This is a genomic window from Candidatus Pantoea carbekii (assembly GCF_000971765.1).
In the GTDB taxonomy this organism is placed as follows: domain Bacteria; phylum Pseudomonadota; class Gammaproteobacteria; order Enterobacterales; family Enterobacteriaceae; genus Pantoea_A; species Pantoea_A carbekii.
The window spans coordinates 185556-209330 of sequence record NZ_CP010907.1; the positions used below are offsets into that span (position 1 = coordinate 185556).

Consider the following 23775-nt stretch of genomic DNA (forward strand, 5'->3'; position numbering starts at 1 on the left):
ATTATTAAACTCCCAACTTCCATGATAAGGTACGTAAAATATCAGCAAAAACACCAGCTGCTGTTACAGCATTACCTGCACCATACCCCCGTAATACTAGGGGAATAGGGTGATAATACTTACTATAAAAGGCTAAAGCGTTTTCACCATTTTTTACTGTATAAAATGGATCGTTAGTATCTACACAATCAACTTTTACCTTGCACATACCCGTTTCTTCAATTACACCAACAAAACGCAAGACTTTACCTTGCTCATGCGCCTTTGCAACACGTATAGCAAAAATATTATCTATCTCCGGTAAATGTTTCATGAATTCTTCAACATTAGAGATCGTTTTTAGCTTTGCGGGTATCAATGGTTCAATTTCAATATCCTGGAGCTCTAACTCATAACCGGCTTCACGTGCTAAAATTAGTAATTTTCGTGCCACATCGTTTCCAGATAGATCATCCCGAGGATCTGGTTCTGTAAAACCTAATTCACGGGCTATAACAGTAGCTTGAGATAATGGTATTCCTTCATCTAATTTACCAAAAATAAAGGATAATGAACCAGATAGAATACCTGAGAATTTAATTAGTTTATCACCAGCATTCATTAAATTTTGTAGGTTTTCGATAACAGGTAAACCTGCACCAACATTTGTATCGTATAAAAATTTACGGTGCGATTTCGTTGCAACTTCACGCAGCTGTTTATAATACTTCAATGATGAGGTATTAGCTTTTTTGTTCGGAGTAATTACATGAAAACCAGCTGCAAGAAAATCAACGTATTGCTCAGCTATGTTCTGACTAGCGGTACAGTCTATAATCACTGGATTGATTAAATAATTTTCTTTTACTACACAAATTAAATTATCTAAATTAAATTGTCTAGTATTCGATTGAGTTAATTCAGTTTTCCAATTATTTAAGTTAATACCGTGGGCATTTATTAATGAGGTACGAGTATGTATAATGCCACATACACGTAAATCGATGTGTTTGCGTTTCAACCATGCTTTCTGACGATATAATTGTTCTAATAGTGCACTACCAACACCGCCCACGCCAATTAAAAAAATTTCAATTATTTGCTTAGTAGAAAATAATATCTGGTGCACTACACGCATCCCTATAGTAAGATCATTATTATTAATGACTACTGAGATTGAACGTTCGCATGATCCTTGTGCTATAGCTATAATATTGACATTGGCTAACGACAATGCTGAAAAAAATTGTGCAGAAATACTTCGCAACGTGCGGATACCATCACCTATTACTGATAAAATAGCTAAGCTTTCAGTAACTTTTGGGCGATCTAAAATCCCATGTTTAAATTCAAGGTAAAATTCTTGTTCTATGACTCGGCAAGCGCGAGTCTGTTGAGTATGTGAAACACAGAAGCTAATATTATGTTTAGAAGAAGATTGAGTAATGAAAATTACTGAAATACCGGCACACGACATTGAGGACAATATACGTGCTGCTATATTAATCATCTCTTTCATGATATTCGGTCCAGAGATATTAAGCATTACCATATTCTTTAAACTGGTAATACCTTTTATTGGATTTTTATCACAATCGATCTCATCACTAATTAATGTACCGCTTTCATTCGGATTAGTAGTATTTTTAATTACACAAGGAATTTGAAATTGAGCCATGAGCGCAATAGTACGAGGATGAAGAATCTTTGCCCCAAAATAGGAAAACTCCATTGCTTCCTGATAAGAAATGGATTGCAACAAAATAGCATTCGGTACTTGGTCAAGATCGCAAGTATAGACGCCATCAACGTCAGTCCAAATTTCACAACAACTTGCATGCATACAAGCTGCTAAAACCGCCGCAGAATAGTCAGAACCATTACGTCCTAAAATCATTAATTCACCTTGTTCACTTCCAGCAGTCAAACCAGCCATGAGAATTATATTTTTATATGGAATGTGAATACTAGAAATACGACGTGTTGATTCGGCAATATCTATAGTAGATTCAAGGTAATGTCCAACTGCTAACAATTTTTCTATTGGATGAATAACAGTAACTTTATGAGCACGTGCCTGTAGTAGAGCCTCCATTATAGTAATCAACAATTTTTGACCATGGCATATAACCTTAGCTTTGATGGAATCAGGACATTGACGTAGTAATTTAATTGCTTTTAGTATTTGTTGTATTTGTATGAATTCTACGGCAATACGAGCTGTTTGTGCTTCATAATCAAAACCTACTTGATTAATAGCTAAACCTTCTAGCAATTTAGCAAAAATACGTTCAGCATTATTTATAGTTGATAATATATCATTGCCATCGATGGTTTTTTGAATTATCGTAATCAAGTAATTGGTGATGTTCGCTGGTGCAGACAGCACTATGGCAACTTGTTCCTGTTGCGCACTTTTTTCTATAATTTCTGCCACACGAAGAAAATTTTCCGCGTTGGCTACTGAAGTTCCGCCGAATTTCAGTACTCGCATTGTTCAATGTCTCCTGCATTTTTTTTTGACAACATGCTTTTGTAAGAATGGGCTTTTTTATTTTTATATGCTTTAACCTGTAAATTATGGTCTATAATTTATTAATGATTTAAATCACTATAACCTCACATTTAATTGATGATTTAAATGCTTCTTTATTGTTGTTTATATTTTAAAAGTTACGAATAGTGTACTGCTGATCGACAGTATAATCCGACGTCTTGAAACAAGATTTAATTAGCAACCACTACTAAACTTAAACTAAAAAATATTCTTGTAATGATTAACTATTATTTATTGTTATTTTGAATTATTATCATCCTGAATTTGCTATTACATATTTGATGTTGAAAACCAGTTTTACCTTATATTATTTTCTTAACAAATTAAGCATTAGAGTTGTTCTTTTTTGAGTATGTCGTAGAGAATTATGATTAAGCAAATTTTTTACACTCATGGTTAATTTGTTAAGAAAATAAAAAATTTTGTTTATTTTGAAATGCAAATTCTTTACGAAAACATATGCAAATAAAATCTATAAATTAATTATTAATAAAAAATTTAAGAAAGATTCCAATGTTCATGTTATGTATTTTTGTTTTTGTCATTGAAAATTCTAAAAAGAAAAATTTGAACTGTATGATATGTTACATTAACATATTTTAATTATCTTGAGAACTTATTAATTTGATTAAACTATTATACATTTAGGATAATCAATCTTAATTAATTAAAGTTGCGCACTAAAGACTTTTAAGTTAAAATTCACGATGTCTTCTGTGTATATGTATGATGAATTTTGTCATGCTATTTAATTGTTAAGTAATCATTTGAATTAATCAATCAAATAATACAACACTTAAATAAGTTTCTGAAAATAAATTAAAACTATCAAATCAATGACTACTATTTAGTTTGTTAAGTAGTAGTCAACAGGCTAATTTTAGAGTACTATCTACAAACAATCCAAATAAATTTAATGAAAATACATTATTTATTATTTTCTATTTGCAAAAAAATCAATTAGTTAATGATTAGATACCACTGGCACAGTACTTAAAGCATTTTTTGGAGAACCATCTATCATTCTATCAGAGTAAGCTAAGTAAACTAGAGTATTACGCTTTTGGTCCCAAAAGCGCACAACTTGTAATTTTTTAAATATTAGCGATGTACGTTTACGAAATACTACTTTCCCTTGAGTGATTTTATCACTAAGTATAATAGGTCCAATCTGTTGGCAAGAAATAGCGGCATCGGCAGTATCTTCTGCTAGACCTAAACCTCCTGTTATACCACCAGTTTTTGCACGACTGATATAACAAGTTACATTTTTTATATCAGGATCATCAAAAACTTCAACAACGATTTTATGATCCGGACCAAATATTTTAAAGGCTGTATCAACTGAACCCAATTCTTCACTATGAACACGAATGCTACTAAACAAGCATGTCATAAAAATTGTTAGAATAATACGATTAATTATCATAAGTGTTATCATTCAAATAAAATAAATTATAACATAATTATAAGCGAAAAAAAGAATTCAGGTAGGTCATTTCAGAATACTTAAGTTCATTATGTTACATATGAATTAATATTCTTTTCATTTTAGATGTGTGTGCTATATACAAGATGTATTATCATAATTTTACAGTTTTATCTGAATATACAAAATGTATATTTAAATATTTTAATGAGTTTGACACCGTATTATTATCAATTTTTATGTTACGGAAACGTCTTTTGATTAATAATACATATTCAACGAATAATGTTGTGACCACATGACAAGCTGATCTCTCGTTTCTGATATATATATAGTACGTTATAAACAAACTGTATACATAGAATTCGTGATATTTATTTGTATTCGCTAATATTAAAATCGCAGAGTGGGTTAGAAAACATTAAATCAAATTTGAGTTTCTGATTTACACTAGTCGAGTTAAAATTTTTGATATATGTATCGGGTACAATAACATCGATGGCTATAAAATAAAACTCTTGAATAATCAAAATAATTTTTACTTTTAAGAAGTATTGTTGATAGTATTTAATGTTTAGAATTAAATATTCTATATTAGAAATTTCTTACTATTATCATATTAACATATTTATCATAACGTTAAATCAATGGCAAGTTATATTCAGCCGTTAAAAATTTTTTTGATTTATAGAGTATAACATTTAATAAAATTAGGCTATTTCATCATAGATGAATCTTTTTCAATGAAAAAATTTATACACTAGTTATAATTTATTTCATAAAACAGTTTGAATTGTATTCACAATAAATATTAATATAACTTAACATAAATATGTTGATAGGATGCATATCATATTAATATTAAAAAATTTTATTGACTTAGTATCTGCTCTTAGAAAAAATTTTTAGAATCATTTTAATGATCTAAATTTTTTAGACATCATTCTCAAATGTATAAAGTACATTTGAGAATGTATTGTAATTTATTTCACATAATATTTATTATTCATCGATACAACCATATATTATTGCAATAGATACGGTATATGAAATATCAACTTATGCAATTGATAAAAAAATTTTCATCAAGTATTATAAATTCGTACTGATATATTATTGCATATTTACATAAAAATAAAAACTAAATCGAATTTTAGCACATTAAATCAGCTAATTAAATTAAAATAATATTTTTTACTTGAAAAGTATTTAATATATTTTAAATTCAATTAGTACCTAAATATGTTTTATTATCTTTTTTATAAGAAGACAAATTTTAACATAATAGAAGTATCTATTAAAAAATTTTAATATATCTAATTATTTAAAATATATAAAACATTAGAAATGTCATGATATTATTTGGTCATGCTGTATTGGTCTAAATAAATGCACTTACTTAAGATTGTTGATCTAATTTGTTCTATATACCCACTACATATTACTCTTGATTAAGGCGCATTTCTAACCAAAGTTTTAACTCTAAGGGCGCTTCTTTAAGACTGTTTGAACCACGTGTAATAGTCGCGATACCAACACCTAGTTCATTTTTCAACGACCGTTGACTTATTTTTCCTTTTATTAATTCTTCAATAATACGTAAACGAGTACTATAAGATTCACGTTCGTCCGGTGTCATCATTAATTTCAATAATGGTGTTGCTAAACCATCAGAACAAGCATAGTGCATGAGTTTAATAAAACGTACCCAATTATTGTCAAGCGACAACGAAAATCTTGATAACGGTGAAATATGGATAGTCATAGTAAATTTCCGTACTCATTAGATAGTACAAAAGCATAACATATACAATGCTATTACTTCTAGTAAATTTTATTAAAAACCAACCTTAACAAAACTAATAATAAAGCAGATTACATGCTGATTATTTTTTATAGTATCTTAACATATAGTTAAAAACTAACAAAAAATTTAATGAATTAACAGACAAAACAAAAAATTTTATATTAGCGAGTATTAAGTCAGTCAGATTAACTATTTATTAAAAATACTAATTGTGATTTATAGGCATTACTTTTTAATATTATTACTGGCTATTTTAATAATGTTGTTCAATACCACAATATTAGCAAATTGAAATTAATTATAATTACTATTACTAGTATATTACTATTTTTTAGTATATGAACTTGTATGTCTTAGTATAGATGAAATCTTTATCTTGCTAAATGTATTTAAAATAATTTCCACGCTAATTAGAAAAATTCTTATAATAATTATCGAATTTCTTTATTTATCGGAAAAAATTTTAAATCTTATTTAAATATTGATTTATATATTTAAATTTTTAATTTATATATAAATATATGATATTTACAAGACTCAACACAATTGATAGTATATTTGATATATAATACAAAAATTTGTTTCTATTAACAATAATTTAATATACAAAATTTATTATTGCTATTTTCACATACTTTTTTACTTTTTTTAAATTAATTTAATATTAGATTGATTTAATCAATTTAATATTTTTTGCTTTTAAAAAAGTTTATTTTATATTGCATAGTCTTTTATTAATCGCGTATTCGCATTTATATAATTTAGAAAACAGCATCTTTTGAATCATTAGATTTTATCTTTTAGATTGACTAGCAGCTATTTGTATCATCATTAAGCTTTGGATTTACCATACAGGATTGGAAATGCTATTATCAAAATAATGCCTACTATGATTAATGAATTTGCATAATTACATTTTGTAACATTGAATCTACACGATAATGCTTAAATATAATTAGTTACTCAAGAACAACTACAGGATCAAATTAAATTTTTATTAATAAGATATTGCAATCAAAACAATCACATCATCTTTTTCCACTTTTTGGTATCCCTTTCGCAATAAAAGATAATGTAGATTGAGCAGCTGGATCGTTACTTCTGTATCCCGGTTCTCACGTATACAGCTATGGCAAAATAGATTCATTTTTTGTTGCTCATGTGAAAACTTCTTGTGCAATATTGATAGGTAAAACTAATTTGGATCAATCTGTTACAGAGTTAGTTGCTACACATCCATCTTTTAGTATTGTAAACAATACCTTTAACTAACAAGATATCAGCGGTGGATCTAGTTCTAGTCGCTTTTCTAGATTAGTCCGTGGTTTAGTAACCTTTTGTCTTGTTATAGATACACGAGGTTCAGAACGTATACTTGCTAGTTTTAATAATATTATTGATTTAAAATCCACAAAAGGGTGGCTTGTCTTGCTACATCTATAGTTTTTTGTTGATCAACAAAAAGAAACAGCAGGCAATGCGATTTAAAAAAATTTAAATAGTATGTATGAAAATTTGCATCAAATTGATTTGATTAATTTTAATAAATTAGCTCAACAGATTTATAATGGGTCAGTGGATTACGGAACGTACTATATCAGTAGCTAAAATGTTGCATAATCCTATAACATGGATTCAATAGTATACTCTATTATGCGTGATGGTTTGAAATATAGTGCTGTTGATGCATATGAAGCTGAATATCTACGCGTTTATTTATCACGCAAAATTTAACAATACTATCAAATTTTGATGCGCTGGTGGTACTGACATCGTCTACTATTTATCCTAGTTATTTATAATATACTATATAGGTATCTATACTAATTTCACTAATTTTGCTGATCTCTGTGCATTGGCTTTACCGGGTTTTTTTCGTGCTGATGGTTTACAGCAGATATTACCTTAATAGCTCCGAGTTCCGGCTTAGCACCATCATTCTATTGCTAATTTTGGTTTACTTTGGCAAACACAAATAGCATTATCATGAGGTGCTATTGAAAAAAGACAACTCTTAGAGTATAATAGTAAACTTCCAGAATTACCTGAACATGTCCGTTTTGCGTTAATATTGAATTATATTTTAAAAAATGTCGCTTAATTATTCTCTCAAGTTATATCAAGTTTCTTTTGTGCAAACAACGGAAACAACACCTCTGTATTGCTTATTTATTATATCCTCATTATTGAAAATAATATACTTAATTACGTGTTAATTAAAGTAAAATTATTAGATATGCTTCGAGCATACTTCGGTAAATTTACTATCAATATTTCCATATCACTCTGTATTGGATCAATTAGACTACTTGATCGTAGCGTAATAAAAGGCTTAATCTATGACACTACACTAGTATAGTAAATACTTTTGAGCGATTGAATTTAGCATTAAGCGGTTAAGTAATCTTAATAGAAGAATAAAATTTTTGTTGAGTACTATTTTAATTGCTGATCGTGGTAAAATTTTTTGTTCAGCTATTCGTGCTCTAAAACGCCTCAACATAACTAATGTATAATGTAGTAGTATACTCTGATATAGAGCACAATTTAACTCATGTTAAGGAAGCTAATATAGCAATTTCGCTTAATTATGTCGATAGGTATTTTCATATTAAAATAATCACTTGTGCTAAATAAAGCGGTCTTAATACTATTTGGCTAAGTGATAGATGTGTTTAGAAAAATGCATCATTTATTAATGCTTGTGAAAAAGCTGGAATTATGTTTATTGCTCTAACAATAGCTCAATAAATTAGTGATTTTTCCTGCAACATTATGCACGCGAGCTAGCAGATATTGGAAACATACCGATAATACCTGGTACATGCTTGCTTAATTGTTTAGAAGATGCATTAGATTTAGCGAAAGTAATTGGTTAACCAGTAATATTAAAAAGGACTGCGTATGGTGGAGGTATTGGTTTAAGGTACTGCGACTATGACAATGCTGATCTTCTACTCATAGCTTGATTTAGTATTCAACATTTCAATAGTCAGTTTTTTAACGATTCTAATGTATTTATCGAACATGATTTTGATAAGCCTAACCATATTGAGGTACAAATTTTTAGTGATGGTAAAAAAAGTAATTTTACTAGGTGAACGGGACTGTTCAGTACAAGGCCGATATTAAAAAGCAGTGGAGAAAACTCCAGAACCTAATCTCCCTTAAGTAATACGTAATAATATGTATAGCTTACTTCTGTAATCCATCTTAGCGAACAAGTGAAATATCGTAGTATACGAACTGTAGAATATGTTTATGATATTAAGACAGGGTGCTTTTCATTTTCTAGAAGTTAATACACACTTGCAAGTTGAACATGCAGTAACTGAATCTGTTATAAAGATTGATATAATAATAGACTGTATGTTACAATTAACAGTGTGCGACACTATGGATTCGAAATATTTAGAAAAACCACATAGTGTATCAATCGAAGCACGAATATATGCTGAAAACTCAATAAAAAATTTTCAACCTAACCTAGTCCAGGTTTCCTAACAAATGTAAAATTTCCAGAAGCAGTGCACATTGATAGAGGAATTACTAATAGTAGCGAAATCTCAACATTTTATGATTCTATAATTACTAAGTTAGTTGCACATGCTGACAATCAAGATTCAGCGTTAATGAAACTACAGAAAGTTATTTGTGCTACACAATTACATATGTATCATTAGTAATCTTGATTATCTACGTTAAATTATTTTTACTAAATAGTTACATCAGAGAAATATATCCACAGAATTTCTCGATAATTTTATTCCATTCTCCCATATGATTGAAGTGTTACAACCGGAAATTTGCAGTAGTATTCAAGATTTTTTTGACCGAATGGTTTATTAGTATATTCATATTGGTATACTTCCATGGGGTGAAACGAATGATTTTGTTTTCCGTATTGCCAATCATATTGTTGTAAACCATCAATGTGCTGTAGGTTTAGAATTTACTATTTTAGGTCCAATGTTGCGCTTTCATAACGATGCTGTAATTGTATTAACAGAGGCAAACTGATCTTCAGAGATCAATGTTAAAACAACTAACTTACAGGAAACCAATAAATATAAAAACAGGTTATTATTAATAATTTGACAAATACAAAATGAATGTTGAACCTATTTTACTACAGGTAATCTTAGTCCTAGTTTTACTTTTCACTTGGTCAGTGTAGCTAGATATGCAAGTCGTGCTCCACGCATGTCTGATATGTTATCAATTTTTCAAACTAAGCTACCACCTACGGGCTTGTACTACACCGGCGCCCTATAATCGAAACCACACTATATAATACATTGCTAGTGATACAGTATAGTACTCAATGGAATACTGGTATTTTAGATGGATCCGCATAGAGTACCCGATTTTCTGCATGATCTAGCATGGATGAGTTTTCACAGTATTTGGAAGTAAATGATAATTCTAATTGTCTAGGTGTACGTTTAGTTGGCGCTAAACTACAGTGGGCTCACAATAGTGGTGTTGCAAGACATTGCATTATCTAACATATATGACCGACTGACTGTACATAATATAATTACTATAGTCGAAATACAGTTCGGGATATAATTTTCAAAGCTGCCTACTTAGCAATTGGATTAGAAAACGTTTATTTAGGAGCACTTTGTACCATTACGCTTGATCCACGCCATCGTTTGCTAATTTCAAAATACAATCCAATTCGCACAATTACTACCGAAGGTAGTGTAAGCATTGGCGGTCTCTACATGTGCATGTATGATGAATTGGATATGAATTAGTTTGTCTTACATTACCTATTTAGAATAAATTTATCAAAAATAATCAATGTAATAATAAGCCTTAGGTACTACGATACTTGGATCATATGAATTTTTATTCAGTAAAAAAAAATTTAAAATTACAAAAGGATTTTTATCAAGATAATAGCAGTATACGTATAGAAGAAACTTTATTTAATTTTTCTGTTTATCAAAAATTTCTAGCTAAACTGATTGAATCAATTTTAAGTTTTTTCTTGTCCATCTAAAGTTTTTAATGCGCAATAGCACGGTAAGGACAAGATGAATTATATCAAAAAATACCTCTTTCCCAGAGATTGAAATTTTTAAAATAAAATTGAATTTTTAGAAAAAATATTATTGAATAATGTACCGATATATATGGTATTATATTGAAAATATTAGTAAATCCTAGATATAGGATAGTTATCGGACAACCTATTATTATTGAAACTATGAAGATAGAGTTCATTATTGTAATTCAAAATAATGGTGTAATTAACAAAATTGTTTATTAGATTGGTCAAACGGTCAGTAGAGGGAATATTCTATTATGGTATGATTTTAATAAAGTAATTAATAAAAGTTTTTTTTAAATAATTTTTTTATTAACCATTTTTTTTATTGTAATTTACAACTACTCTTGAATACAATAGATGATCTAAGTAAGGAAAAATAAAATTAAAAATTTTTAAAGTCTTTTTAAGATTACCAATACTTCGGGTATATTGTGTTTTGGATATATTCTTCTTCTATTGATCAACTTGTTCGTGTATACTTGAATAGTATGACAGCATCTTAAAAGTACACTTTCTTATTTGAAAAATTTGTTCTTAGCCATTAGATACTAGATACATTTCATCTAACAGCCCTACTTCACCGGAAGTAATTGCAATCCAATGGCAATAGACAATTATAGAAACTCCATATATTGAAACAGTAGAGCTAGAGCAGAATTTTTATTTACTTTACCACAACGTGTTCTTTATTTTGGTCAAATTCTAAAATGCATATTGATCTATCTCTCTAATACAAATCGCACTATCAATGCAAGGTTCTAGCAACTCCGATATGGCAATTAAAGTATCTTCAAGTATGATATGTACTATGTAGTGTCGCGCCGTAAATTTTACAAAATGTGTCTGTTAAGACGTTATTTGCGGTATTTAGATGACGTTCTCAATGAAGTAGACTAGATATCTATCATATCAACTATTTGATATATATTCGATAATACTGAATTTTTAAATTAAATTTTAGATGATGACGCATTGTAATTTCTTTCAATAAATTTTGGCAATAAATTCATAATACATTAATTTATTCACTGAATATATAAACGAATTGAAAAGGCAGACTTAATTTATTGCCCATAATTTACAGCAATTGAAATAGATAGTAGTATAGAACAATAAACAACCATCTAAAATACAATCAAATTCTTTAACATTCAGAAAATAAATTGAAAAGCTTTAAACCTATTTTCAGATAATTTATTTATGCAAGTCTTATGAAAGATACTTGCAAACTAATTCAATAATTATTAAATATTAGACCATGAAAAAATAATACTATTGATGAAATCAATAGTATTACATGTATAAAACAAGCATTGTAATATCGCTTTTAAAATAGGAAATTAGCGTTGTATTCATTGAAAATGAAAGCAAATATATTATGATTTTTTGACAAAATATTTTTACGTGAATTTTATTCATATGATTAGTAATCAATCAAACTACTACTTAATATACAAAAAACACCCATTAAATCAGCATGACGAATCATAACTTTTGTATGCTTGTTAACTTTAGGTTTAGCATGATAAGCTATACCTAAAGCTGCGTTTTTAATCATTGCAAGATCATTAACGCCATCACCAATTGCTACAGTTTGTGTAGATGAAATGTTAAAGGATTTTGCTAATGTATTTAATATTTGAGCTTTATACTGAGCGTTAACAATTTGTCCAAGTATTTTACCGGTCACTTTTCCATTGCAAATCTCTAATTTATTAGCAAATGCAGCATTTAAGTGTAACTTATGATATAAATAATTGGTATAAAAAGTAAAACCTCCCGAAGCAATTGCTATTTTCCAGTTAAAATTTTTTAATTTTTCTACTAATCTAGTTAAACCAGGCGTCAACGGTAGTTCATCAAGCACTTTTTTAAGAATGCTCGCATCGGTACCTTTTAATATACTAACTCTTTTGCGCAAACTAGTTTCAAAATCCATTTCTCCGCACATCGCACGTTCAGTAATTTCAGTTACTTGAATACCATATCCTGCTAATTTAGCAATTTCATCAATACATTCAATTTGAATAGCTGTAGAATCCATATCCATTAATAATAAACCTGGGATATTCAGATATGGAATTTGACTAAGTTGTACAACGTCAAATCCTTTATTATATGCTAACTGAATTGCAAAAGTTGTTAGTGAACCACTTATATGTATTACTTGGTAATCATCGATATTCCAATCATTGATAATTGTGTATGCATCTTTTAGCTGATAGAAATACTCTGCAACTTTTTGTTTACTGAGTCTCCGACCATACAGTAACCAGTGATTTTGTTGATTCTGATAACATAGCGGCATTGATTTTTAACCGTTATTTGAGAATAATGGATATTATGCAAGTGAAAAATTGTATTTAAAATATCGGTATTTTAGCGTTGGAGTGTGTATCATACATAATAATAACTATTTCAAAAGAATTTTTTGATTTATCAATTTAAAAAAAATGATCCTATCATCTTGTATTTAATAATATTATTGATATCTTTTGAAATAGTTATTATTAAAGAGATTTATATATTGCAGAGATCAATAACATGTCGCGTATTAAGTATAGGCATTTGTTGCTCGTTTATCCCGAATTTATACATATGGTATAATATGTATATGAGAGATATATTATATTCAATTTATTAGAATGATAATAACTCAATCATTATTATAGTTTCATATAGTTATTTTTTTATTTAAATAATGATGCATCATGATGAATGATGCATGGGATTTTCATTAAAGTATCAATATAAAGTATTCATTTGAATATACAATACCGTATGGAGCATTTTTTTGGAAAGTATTCAGAAAACACTTACGTTAAATAATATTGAATATAGAATATCTTTTATTTAATCAAAATATACATATATAATTCTAATATTTGATCTATGAAAATAAAAATAGTATTGATAAAATCATGTATTTTTATGTCTGATAACATTTAAAATATATTTTATAATCGATAAAATTAGTATTTTATTTACTTTAATTGCAATACATGTTAATTATGCATTGCAATTTGTAATCATACCAATATATAACACAATTCATATATACATTAAAGAGATCAAGTATCTATTAATATTATTAAATAATAAAGAGAAATATTTTACTTAAATTGTATATGATTCAATCATTTTAAACAAAATAGCTAATGTTCTAAATTTTTTTCAGATTATAGTTATAGTAATAAAGATTGGTCACAGGTTATTTATAATAGATAAAGTAAATTTTTGAATTTTATTTCAAATTGTTATTTAGATAATTACATATTTGCTTCCATAGATCGCGTTTCTGCTTACTACTGTTTGAAAAAACATTAAAAGAAGCTGTAGTAAATTTAATACCATTGAAGCAATGATCACTTTCAAATCCTAGCAACCAAGCACAACAATTGACTTTCACCGGTAACATGACTAATTGATTTGGCAATAACACAATTACATCTTTATTTTGAAAATTCAGTGCTTGTAATACATCTTTAACTAACGGTTCTTCTAATATTAAAATATGCTCAGTCACTAAAATAAGTTGAGCAGAAGGAATTAAGTATATTGTATTATTATTTTTCAGTAAACACGGAAATCGTAGCTGGTATTGTGTAATTCCTGTTTGCTGTATAATCCAATAGCGTCTTGAATTCATATTTTCTACTTTATTAAGTCAATTTAATTGAAAATTGTCAATGTCTGTTTTAAAATTTTATAATTTATTTGATTTGAAATTATATTTACATTTTTTTTGGAGTTTTATTTATACTATTATACTAGTTGCAAACTATATTTGGATTAATATTTGTTGTCAATAAATTTTAACTAAATTCAATAACTCTGAAATCGAGGATTACCGATATTTTAATGTAATCCAACTGGGATATATGATGTAACATATTTATGAATACAATTGATTTTTTATGAATTAAAAATAGTTTTTTATCAGTTTTAAATTAACTCATCTCACAATACTATTTAATGAAATTAAATTATGCACGTGTATATATATATTTGAAATATATTGTATTTCTAAAATACTAGTTTTTAAAATAAATAATCATAGTACTGAGTACTTATTGGATACGGAGAAAGTAATATAACTTTATAATATTTTATAAATAAGTAAAATAAATCGTAATCTTTACCAATGTCATCTGTTATAATAAACGTCATCAAATGATGTTTCATAATGAAAGTCTTGTTTAAACAACACATAAAGTAATAATAGTGAAAATTTGTACTAGTCGAAGTCTAAGGAGTTAAGAAAAGAAAAATATTGATTATTAGATAATTAGACATGCACCTACGAAAAATTGCGACATTTAACGCAATGATGTATTATTAGTTTTAATTATTAAGATCACTATATCTTTTGCGATGGCCAGTACAATACCTAACAGCAAAACTATAAACTTTATCACTAATATTGACTCCATTATTAATCAAAGGCCACATTAAAATAGAATGACTTGCTAAACTGGAGATAAATATATAAATAAATGAAGTTTTATTCAAAGAGTTATATATAATATTTTAATTTATTAAATATATTATTATGATACAAACAAGCAGCATTTAATAGTTAACGTAGTCTAAAGTGATAAAAAATTCGACTACTATATAAAACATACTTAATATTTTTACAATTGAGTATATTAATAATTAACCCTTAGATATTTCTATTAACAAAAAAGTATTTTCAATTTATTATTACCAATTCTTAATTATAACACTTAATCGCTTTTAGTATGAATTACACAAAACTATTCATACAATGATTTAATTCTTTAAAATATTATAACTATATGATTAATATGGTCTTTTAAAGAATTTGTTCAAAATTTATAGTTAATTTTTAAGATTTTTCTTACTATCTGCTTGAGATCAATAAAAATTAATAAAACGCTTATAATAGTGCCGAAGGCCGGATTCGAACCGGCATGTATTTCTACGGTTGATTTTGAATCAACTGCGTCTACCATTTCACCACTTCGGCACGTGAATAATAATGTATATTAAGTATAATAATATTGTAATATCAATCTTTAACAATTTTTATATAATCATTTAAAACAATGATTTTTAAATTAAAAATACAATTTTTGTAAATAACCATACATTACTTAGATGCTAAGCTTATAATCATATTAAACATTAAGCAATAATTTTTAATCTGCTTAAATATTGTTATTTTCTGTTATAAATATTATTTCCATTAGTATAGAATAATTTTCTATGCAATATCAAATACTCATATATATAACCATATTGCGATTATTTATCTCTTTATGAAATATATAAATGCATATATTTCATAAAGAGATCATTACAATCTGTCACTATTATATGACATTTAACTTGTTATTTAAAATAGAAAATATTTATATATTATTGTTATTTAAGTGCATAGTTTGATAAACATCATCAAAAAATAAAATTAGTGATATTTTATAAATAAAAATAAACTAAGCGTAAAAAACACTACACTTGGAAAAATTGCTCCTATTACCGATGACATTCCAAATATCAAAGTTAATGGGCTAAAAATTTGGTCAAGTACATAAAATAAAAAACCAAAACTAATTCCTGTTACTACACGTGTAGTCATTGAAACATTTAATAATGGACCCATTATACATGATAGAGCGGTTAACAGCATGCTTACTATTGAAAAAGGAAGAAAGATTTTTCTCCACATATTTAATACATAACGTCCTGATTCCTGTCCACTGTTTTCTAAATACTTGCTATACTTATACAGTCCGTTAATGGATAGTGAATACGGATCAAGAACCAATACACTTAGTTTATCTGGTGTTAGGTTAGTATTCCACTCACGAATTAAAATGTGAGATTTAATGACTTGTTGAAGAAAATTTTTGAAATGTAATTCATCAATCTGTTCCAGCATCCATGCTCCTCTTGTTTCATTCCAAGTACCTTGTTCTGCATAAAGCCATTTTGTTAAATGAAATTGAGCATCAAAAGTATAAATATTAATATTAACAATATTCGTGTTGTCTTTTATATGATTAATATAGATAAAACTATTACCATCTCTAATCCATAATTTGTTATTTTTTGAAAAAAACGGACCGCCGTATAACTGCTCTGTGCGATAGTTACGTGCTATGCGTTCGCAATTATCAACAACACATTCACTAAGTAGCATCATACTAATCACTAGCGGAACAGTAATTTTTATAACTGCTAAAACAATGCGTGCATGAGTAAAACCTATTGCTTGCATTACTACAAGCTCATTATGTTGCGCTAATATTCCTAAGCCTATTATACCACCTAATAATACAGCCATCGAGAAAAAAATCTCAATATCTTTCGGAACAGTTAATATAGTATAGTAAGCAGCGCCAAGTGCAGTATAGTTACCTTGCCATGTTTGACGTAGCTGCTCGATAAATTTAATTATTGCGGATAATGATAACAAAATAAATAATGCTATCATAATTATATTAAAAACTTTTTTACCTATATAACGATCAAGTATTTTAAACACTATTATTGACTCGTCTATACCAACTTTTTAGAAATACAATAATGCGACGTATCGGTAACGTATGCGATGTATTAAGTATTAATCCTATTAACAAATAAAATAACGCAATTTCCCACATCCAAAATATCGCATCTAATTTGTCTTTTGATACATTTGATCTCATTAAACTTTCTAATAAAAAAAACATTAAATATAGTAACATTGCTGGTAACATTGATAGTATTTGACCATAACGTGGATTGATTACACTAAGCGGAACCGCTATTATTGCCATTATAAAAACCGAACATACTATTATTAGACGCCAGTGTAGTTCAGCCCTAATCAGCGGATTATTATCACTAAAAAGCTTCATTATATCGGCTTCATCAAAATTATTTGGATCAGGTTTTTTTTCTTTATGTTGATAGTGAACTAATGCGTGAAAATTTGAAAAATTTGTAATGCGAAAATTTTTCAAAAATTTATTTACTTCAAAATGATAGCCTTTATTTAAGATAATCACCTGTGATGCATTTTCTGATTTTTCTATATAGCCGCTTTCTGCTAGAATAAAAGCAGACTGTATATTTTCTTGAATCGGAAACTGTACTAGAAAGACTTTACTAAATTTGTTATGTTTAATATTTTCAACAAATAGTACTGTATGAGAATTTTGAAATATTTGAAAGCGGCCTGCAGGTATTGCTGTAATGATAGGATTAATTTTAATATTGTATATTACTGTATTTTTGCACCGTGATGACCATGGACTTAACCATACTACATTGATTGCTGCTAGTATAGCAGTAAAAAAAGCTAAGATCATAGCGGCTTTTATTAGTACTCCTTTGCCTACACCGCATGCATGTATGACTATAAGTTCATTATGTATGTATAGACGTCCAAAAGTTATTAAAATTGCTAAAAATAAACTCAATGGTAAGATAAGTTTTAATATATCAGTAATGCCAAAACCCAATATTGTTAAGATCAATTCCTTCGGCAATTCACCACATACTACAGCACTTAAAATTTTTACTAGCTTCTGGCAAAAAAAAATCAATAGCAGAATAAACCAACTCACTAATTGGCTTTTAAAAATTTCCCTAGCTAGATATCTAACGATCATCAGATTTAATACACCTTTACAGACTGATTTTCAAAAATATGTGTAATTTTTTATTTTTTTTATTTATTATTTGTATTGCTTAAATTCATGAAAATTATTTTTATACATAAATTTTTTATACATAAATATTGTACAAGAAAATATTAGAGTATCTAAAAAATACATCATTGTGATATTTTAATTTATTTAATGACTACTAGAATTGAATTCTATGTATAACAATATAGACAAATTAATCGGGTGTAAACAAGTTACATCTGAAACAATTAATAGTTTTGTCTTGAACAATTAAGGAAACTAAATGGAATTTATTGTAAAACATGATAATTTAGAAAAAGAATTTAGTCCTTGCATAGTATTAAGTATATTCGAATCATGTAATTTATCACCTATGGCAGAACAACTAGATAAAATCAGTGATGGTTATATTAGTTCTCTTTTACAACGTGGTGAATTAAAAGGAAAAATAGGACAGACATTACTTTTGTACCATGTACCCAATGTTTTATCGGAACGTATTCTTCTCATTGGTTGCGGAAAAAAAAATGAACTTAGCGAATATGAATATAAAAAGATTATTAAAACAACTATTAAAGTTCTGAATAGTACAGCTTCAATAGAAGCCATATGCTTCTTAACTGAACTAAATGTCAAAACACGAAATATCTATTGGAAAATACGCCAAGCAGTTGAAATATCAAAAGAAGTTATTTATAATTTCGATAATCTGAAAAGCAAAAAAACTGAATTACACCATCCATTACGTAAACTGGTATTTTACGTACCAGAAAATGATGAACTAACTAGCGGTACCCTTGCCATTCAACATGGTGTAGCAATTGCTAATGGTATAAAAATCGCTAAAGATATTAGCAATATGCCACCCAATATTTGTAATTCTGAATACTTATCATTACATGCGCGTCAATTAGCAAATGAGTTCAGTACAAATATCAATACACGGGTTATCAATGAAGAACAAATGAAAAAATTAGGCATGAATGCTTATTTAGCAGTCAGCGCCGGTTCTCAGAACGAATCCCTTATGTCAATAATTGAATATAAAGGTAGCAATAATCCCAAAATACATCCAATTGTTTTAGTAGGTAAAGGTTTAACATTTGATTCTGGTGGTATTTCCATTAAACCAGCTGGGGCAATGGATGAAATGAAATATGATATGTGTGGTGCTGCCGCAGTATATGCAGTAATGCATGTAGTTGCAGAATTAAATTTACCCTTAAATATAGTAGGCATTCTAGCAGGATGTGAAAATATGGTAAATGGCTGTTCAATGCGTCCTGGTGATATATTAACTACTATGTCTGGGCAAACTGTAGAAGTTTTAAATACAGATGCTGAAGGTCGTCTAGTACTATGCGATGTATTAACTTATATTGAACGCTTTAAACCGGAATTGGTGATTGATGTTGCTACTCTTACTGGTGCTTGTGTAATCGCTCTAGGTCACCATTTCAGTGGTTTATTATCAAATAATAATTCATTAGCTAAAGAGTTAATTAACGCTTCTGAACAATCTGGTGATCGTGTTTGGCGTTTACCGATAACAGATGAATATCAGAAACAATTAGAATCTAATTTTGCTGATATAGCTAACATTGGTGATCGTTCAGGTGGTACAATCACTGCAGCATGTTTTCTTGCACGTTTTGCATATAAATTTCATTGGGCTCATTTAGATATCGCTGGAACTGCTTGGAATTCCGGTAAAAACAAAGGTGCAACAGGTCGGCCGGTTGCGATGCTCTGTCAATTTTTGATAAATCGAGCTACTTTAAACAGTCGAGCTACTTTAAACAGTAATGATGAAAGTAATACATCACTGAACAATGCAATGGTTAGTTATTAAAATACGCATAAATGTTCAAATACTGCTATTACTGTTTTTATAAAAGTATAGATGATATATGATCAATCATATATTAAGGTACAAATGAAAAAAGCTACTTTTTATATACTAAATTCTAACAATATTCAAAATGGTTTAACTGCTATAGAAACACTAGTGTGTAACTTGGTTAACTTATTTTGGCGTAATAAAAAACGTATTCTAATTTCTTGTGAAAATAAAAAACAGGCTTATTGTTTAGATGAAGCATTATGGCTATATCCTGCTAATACTTTTATACCACATAATCTTGTAGGTGAAAAAATTAATTATAGTGCACCAATTGAGATAATATGGCCACAACACAGCCATAATTATTCAAAGCAAGACATTTTAATTAATTTATTACCACAATTTACAAATCTAGTGACAGTATTTGATGAAGTGATAGATTTTGTGCCCTATGAAAAAAAAATTCTAAAAGAATTAGCACGTCAACGTTATAAAACCTATCGTGGTTTAGGTTTTCAATTAAGTGCAGTTTACCAATAGTAACTATAAATAATGAAAATAAATAATGGAAAAGATATATAATCCAAAAAATATAGAACAACATCTCTATCAAAATTGGGAAAAACAGGGTTATTTTAAACCTAATAATAATGTTAACCAAGAAAGATTCTGTATCATGCTTCCGCCACCCAATGTCACTGGAAACCTACATTTAGGTCATGCCTTTCAACAGACTATTATGGACATTATGGTTCGCTATCATCGTATGCAAGGTAAAAATACTCTTTGGCAAGTAGGTAGTGATCATGCAGGTATTGCTACACAAATAGTAGTAGAACGCAAAATTCTTAAAGAAGAAGGAAAAACACGTCAAGATTATGGTCGTACAGAGTTTATTAAAAAAATGTGGGAGTGGAAAGTAAAATTAAGCAGTAATATTACAAGCCAGATACGTCGATTGGGTAACTCAGTTGATTGGTCGCGTGAACGCTTTACTATGGATGATGGTTTTTCTGATTCCGTAAAAGAAGTTTTCATACGTCTTTATAGAGAAAATTTGATTTATCGTGGTAAAGGTTTGGTAAATTGGGATCCCCAATTATGTACTGCAATTTCTGATATTGAAGTAGAAAACCGAGAAAGTAAAAGTTTTATATGGCACATACGTTATTTGCTTGCTAATGGTATAAAAACTTGTGAAGGTAAAAATTACCTTGTCATAGCTACTACGCGTCCAGAAACTTTACTAGGTGATGTTGCTGTAGCGGTCAACCCTCAAGATCAACGTTATAAAAATTTGATTGGGGAAAAAGTAATTTTGCCATTAGTGAATAGGATTATTCCAATTATAGGAGATGAGTATGCTGACATACAGAAAGGAACTGGGTGTGTTAAGATAACACCGGCGCATGATTTTAATGACTACTACATCGGACGTCGTCATAAATTGCCAATGATTAATATTCTAACTTTTGAGGGAAAAATCTGTAAAGAAGCATCTATTTTTAATAGTAATGGTGATCTAAGCAATATATATGAAACGCATATTCCGTTTAATTTTCAGAACATGGAGCGTTTTTCCGCTCGTGAAAGTATAGTTCATGAACTAGATAAATTAGGTCTATTAGAAAATATTCAACCACACTTTTTAAGTATCCCTTATAGTGACCGCAGTGGCGTAATTATTGAACCCATGCTAACAGATCAATGGTATGTGCGAACAAACGTACTAGCTCAGAATGCAATAAAAGTGGTAGAAGACGGTGAAATCCAATTTATTCCAAAGCAATATGAAAATATGTATTTCGCTTGGATGCGTAATATTCAAGATTGGTGTATATCTCGTCAATTATGGTGGGGACATCGTATTCCTGCTTGGTATGATGCGAACGGTAATATTTATGTTGGTCATACAGAAGAAGAAATTCGTCGACAAAATAATTTGTTGGATGCGGTTACACTGTATCAAGATCAAGATGTCCTAGATACCTGGTTTTCTTCTGCTTTATGGACGTTTTCTACTCTCGGCTGGCCAAAAAAAACAAAAGAATTAAGTATTTTTCATCCAACTAATGTGCTTGTAAGTGGTTTTGACATTATCTTTTTTTGGATCGCACGTATGATCATGTTAACGATGCATTTTATAAAAGATGAAAAAGGTAAGCCACAAGTTCCTTTTAAAATAGTTTATTTTACTGGTTTAATTCGAGACGAGAAAGGTGAAAAAATGTCTAAATCTAAAGGCAACGTCATCGATCCTCTTGATATAATTGATGGTATTTCATTGGAAAAATTAGTTAAAAAGCGTACTAATAACATGCTACAACCACAGTTTGCTGAAAAAATACGTAGACGTACTGAACAAGAGTTTCCCAATGGTATTTCTGCATCTGGAACGGATGCACTACGTTTCACTTTAGCTGCATTAGCTTCAAATAGTCGTGATATTAATTGGAATATGAAACGTCTTACAGGATATCGTAACTTTTGTAATAAACTTTGGCATGCTAGCCGTTTTGTATTAATGAATACGGAAAATGAAGATTGCGGCCAAATTGACGGAAAAATGCTGCTATCACTTCCAGACCGATGGATTTTAACAGAATGCAATAGCGTTATAAAAACCTACCGTAATGCATTAGATAACTATCGTTTTGATATAGCTGCTAATATATTATATGAATTTATTTGGTATCAATTTTGTGATTGGTACCTAGAGTTTGTTAAAGTTGTATTAAAGAATGGCAATCAAACAGAATTGCGTGGTACACGCAATACATTAATAACTGTACTAGAAACTTTGCTACGTTTAGCTCATCCAATTATTCCTTTTATCACCGAAACGATTTGGCAACATATTAAAATATTAAGAAATATCACTGATTCTACAATCATGCTACAATCTTTTCCAGAATATGATCCATTTAAAGAATTTCCTATAGTCAAATCCGAAATATATTTTATAAAAAAAGTAATTATTGCAGTTCGTAATATTCGTTCTGAGATGAATATTACTATGAGTAAATCACTTGACTTACTATTGCGTAATTGTTCTATAACAACCACGCAATGTATAAAGGAAAATTATAATTTTTTATTGCATTTAGCTCATCTTAAAAGTTTAACTATCTTACCTATCGGTGAAAAGTGTCCCGTAGCTATGACCAAAGTAATTGAAGGTGTTGAACTAATAATTCCGATCGCTGATTTAGTAGATAAAAAAGCTGAGCTAATCCGTTTAGAAAAAGAATTATTTAAATTAAATCTTAAAATTAACATAATACAAACTAAATTAACTAACAATAGTTTTATATCACATGCACCGAAACCCGTTGTTTTACAAGCACGCGAACAACTAGCAAATTTAGAACAGTCTAAAATAAAATTACTTGAACAAAAAAAATTAATTAATAATTCAAATTAATTAAGTGCTACTCCATAAAAGTAAATTAAGT

13 protein-coding genes, 1 tRNA gene and 2 pseudogenes are annotated in these 23775 nt (G+C 28.7%); 8 read left to right on the plus strand and 8 right to left on the minus strand.

Features of this window, described 5'->3' with window-relative positions; genetic code table 11:
• Positions 1-4: 4 nt before the first annotated feature.
• The 3 genes from thrA to trpR all read right to left on the minus strand — a co-directional run bounded on the left by thrA (position 5) and on the right by trpR (position 5730).
• On the minus strand, positions 5-2473 hold the full coding sequence (gene thrA, locus BMSBPS_RS00675; RefSeq protein WP_046201071.1) for a bifunctional aspartate kinase/homoserine dehydrogenase I: 2469 nt from the start codon (positions 2471-2473) through the stop codon (positions 5-7).
• A 1027-nt stretch (positions 2474-3500) separates the two neighbouring features.
• On the minus strand, positions 3501-3965 hold the full coding sequence (gene creA, locus BMSBPS_RS00680; RefSeq protein ID WP_044170001.1) for a protein CreA: 465 nt from the start codon (positions 3963-3965) through the stop codon (positions 3501-3503).
• 1441 nt (positions 3966-5406) lie between these two features.
• Positions 5407-5730 carry a trp operon repressor gene (trpR, locus tag BMSBPS_RS00685; RefSeq protein WP_022564502.1) on the minus strand — a complete coding sequence of 108 codons (324 nt, stop codon included), beginning with the start codon at positions 5728-5730 and terminating at the stop codon, positions 5407-5409.
• Positions 5731-9033: 3303 nt separating this feature from the next.
• On the opposite strand from trpR, the gene BMSBPS_RS04445 reads away from it, so the two are divergent.
• The 5 genes from BMSBPS_RS04445 (at position 9034) to BMSBPS_RS04785 (ending at position 10535) form a co-directional block, all read left to right on the plus strand.
• Positions 9034-9276, plus strand: a complete 243-nt coding sequence (locus BMSBPS_RS04445; RefSeq protein ID WP_158414187.1) for an ATP-binding protein — start codon at positions 9034-9036, stop codon at positions 9274-9276.
• A 23-nt stretch (positions 9277-9299) separates the two neighbouring features.
• Complete coding sequence (locus tag BMSBPS_RS04775) at positions 9300-9455, plus strand: hypothetical protein (protein WP_022564505.1); 156 nt, start codon at positions 9300-9302, stop codon at positions 9453-9455.
• Positions 9456-9636: 181 nt separating this feature from the next.
• Complete coding sequence (locus tag BMSBPS_RS04780; protein WP_407638113.1) at positions 9637-9792, plus strand: hypothetical protein; 156 nt, start codon at positions 9637-9639, stop codon at positions 9790-9792.
• 365 nt (positions 9793-10157) lie between these two features.
• A complete protein-coding gene (locus BMSBPS_RS04740; protein ID WP_268748051.1) occupies positions 10158-10280 on the plus strand; it encodes a hypothetical protein in 123 nt (40 codons plus the stop codon).
• Positions 10281-10367: 87 nt separating this feature from the next.
• Complete coding sequence (locus tag BMSBPS_RS04785; protein WP_407638114.1) at positions 10368-10535, plus strand: hypothetical protein; 168 nt, start codon at positions 10368-10370, stop codon at positions 10533-10535.
• Between the two features lie 1722 nt (positions 10536-12257).
• On the opposite strand, the pseudogene serB reads toward BMSBPS_RS04785, so the two are convergent.
• The 5 genes and pseudogenes from serB to lptF form a co-directional block, all read right to left on the minus strand.
• Positions 12258-13142, minus strand: a pseudogene (gene serB, locus BMSBPS_RS00695) (phosphoserine phosphatase); the annotation flags it as partial.
• Positions 13143-14078: 936 nt separating this feature from the next.
• A complete protein-coding gene (locus BMSBPS_RS00700) occupies positions 14079-14483 on the minus strand; it encodes a DNA polymerase III subunit psi (RefSeq protein ID WP_022564507.1) in 405 nt (134 codons plus the stop codon).
• Positions 14484-15746: 1263 nt separating this feature from the next.
• Positions 15747-15827 (minus strand) — tRNA-Leu (locus BMSBPS_RS00705).
• 441 nt (positions 15828-16268) lie between these two features.
• A complete protein-coding gene (gene lptG / locus BMSBPS_RS00710; protein ID WP_022564508.1) occupies positions 16269-17348 on the minus strand; it encodes an LPS export ABC transporter permease LptG in 1080 nt (359 codons plus the stop codon).
• Positions 17341-18462, minus strand: coding sequence for an LPS export ABC transporter permease LptF (gene lptF / locus BMSBPS_RS00715; protein WP_044170002.1), 1122 nt, complete (start codon positions 18460-18462; stop codon positions 17341-17343). The genes lptG and lptF overlap by 8 nt, the downstream gene beginning before the upstream one ends.
• 298 nt (positions 18463-18760) lie before the next feature.
• Here lptF and pepA point away from each other — a divergent pair.
• The 3 genes and pseudogenes from pepA to BMSBPS_RS00730 form a co-directional block, all read left to right on the plus strand.
• Positions 18761-20260: pseudogene (pepA, locus tag BMSBPS_RS00720) on the plus strand (leucyl aminopeptidase); the annotation flags it as partial.
• Between the two features lie 153 nt (positions 20261-20413).
• The gene (locus BMSBPS_RS00725; protein WP_044170004.1) at positions 20414-20860 is read left to right on the plus strand and encodes a DNA polymerase III subunit chi; all 447 of its coding nucleotides are present in this window, start codon (positions 20414-20416) and stop codon (positions 20858-20860) included.
• Between the two features lie 25 nt (positions 20861-20885).
• Positions 20886-23744 carry a valine--tRNA ligase gene (locus BMSBPS_RS00730; protein WP_046201072.1) on the plus strand — a complete coding sequence of 953 codons (2859 nt, stop codon included), beginning with the start codon at positions 20886-20888 and terminating at the stop codon, positions 23742-23744.
• Positions 23745-23775: the final 31 nt, after the last annotated feature.

What these genes read in the sequence shown, in the direction of transcription:
- BMSBPS_RS00700 (WP_022564507.1), bottom strand. Translation starts at nt 14,483, where the DNA reads ATGAATTCAAGACGCTATTGGATTATACAGCAAACAGGAATTACACAA.
- BMSBPS_RS00730 (WP_046201072.1), top strand. Translation starts at nt 20,886, where the DNA reads ATGGAAAAGATATATAATCCAAAAAATATAGAACAACATCTCTATCAA.
- trpR (WP_022564502.1), bottom strand. Translation starts at nt 5,730, where the DNA reads ATGACTATCCATATTTCACCGTTATCAAGATTTTCGTTGTCGCTTGAC.
- BMSBPS_RS04445 (WP_158414187.1), top strand. Translation starts at nt 9,034, where the DNA reads ATGATATTAAGACAGGGTGCTTTTCATTTTCTAGAAGTTAATACACAC.
- BMSBPS_RS00725 (WP_044170004.1), top strand. Translation starts at nt 20,414, where the DNA reads ATGAAAAAAGCTACTTTTTATATACTAAATTCTAACAATATTCAAAAT.
- BMSBPS_RS04740 (WP_268748051.1), top strand. Translation starts at nt 10,158, where the DNA reads ATGGATGAGTTTTCACAGTATTTGGAAGTAAATGATAATTCTAATTGT.
- thrA (WP_046201071.1), bottom strand. Translation starts at nt 2,473, where the DNA reads ATGCGAGTACTGAAATTCGGCGGAACTTCAGTAGCCAACGCGGAAAAT.
- creA (WP_044170001.1), bottom strand. Translation starts at nt 3,965, where the DNA reads ATGATAATTAATCGTATTATTCTAACAATTTTTATGACATGCTTGTTT.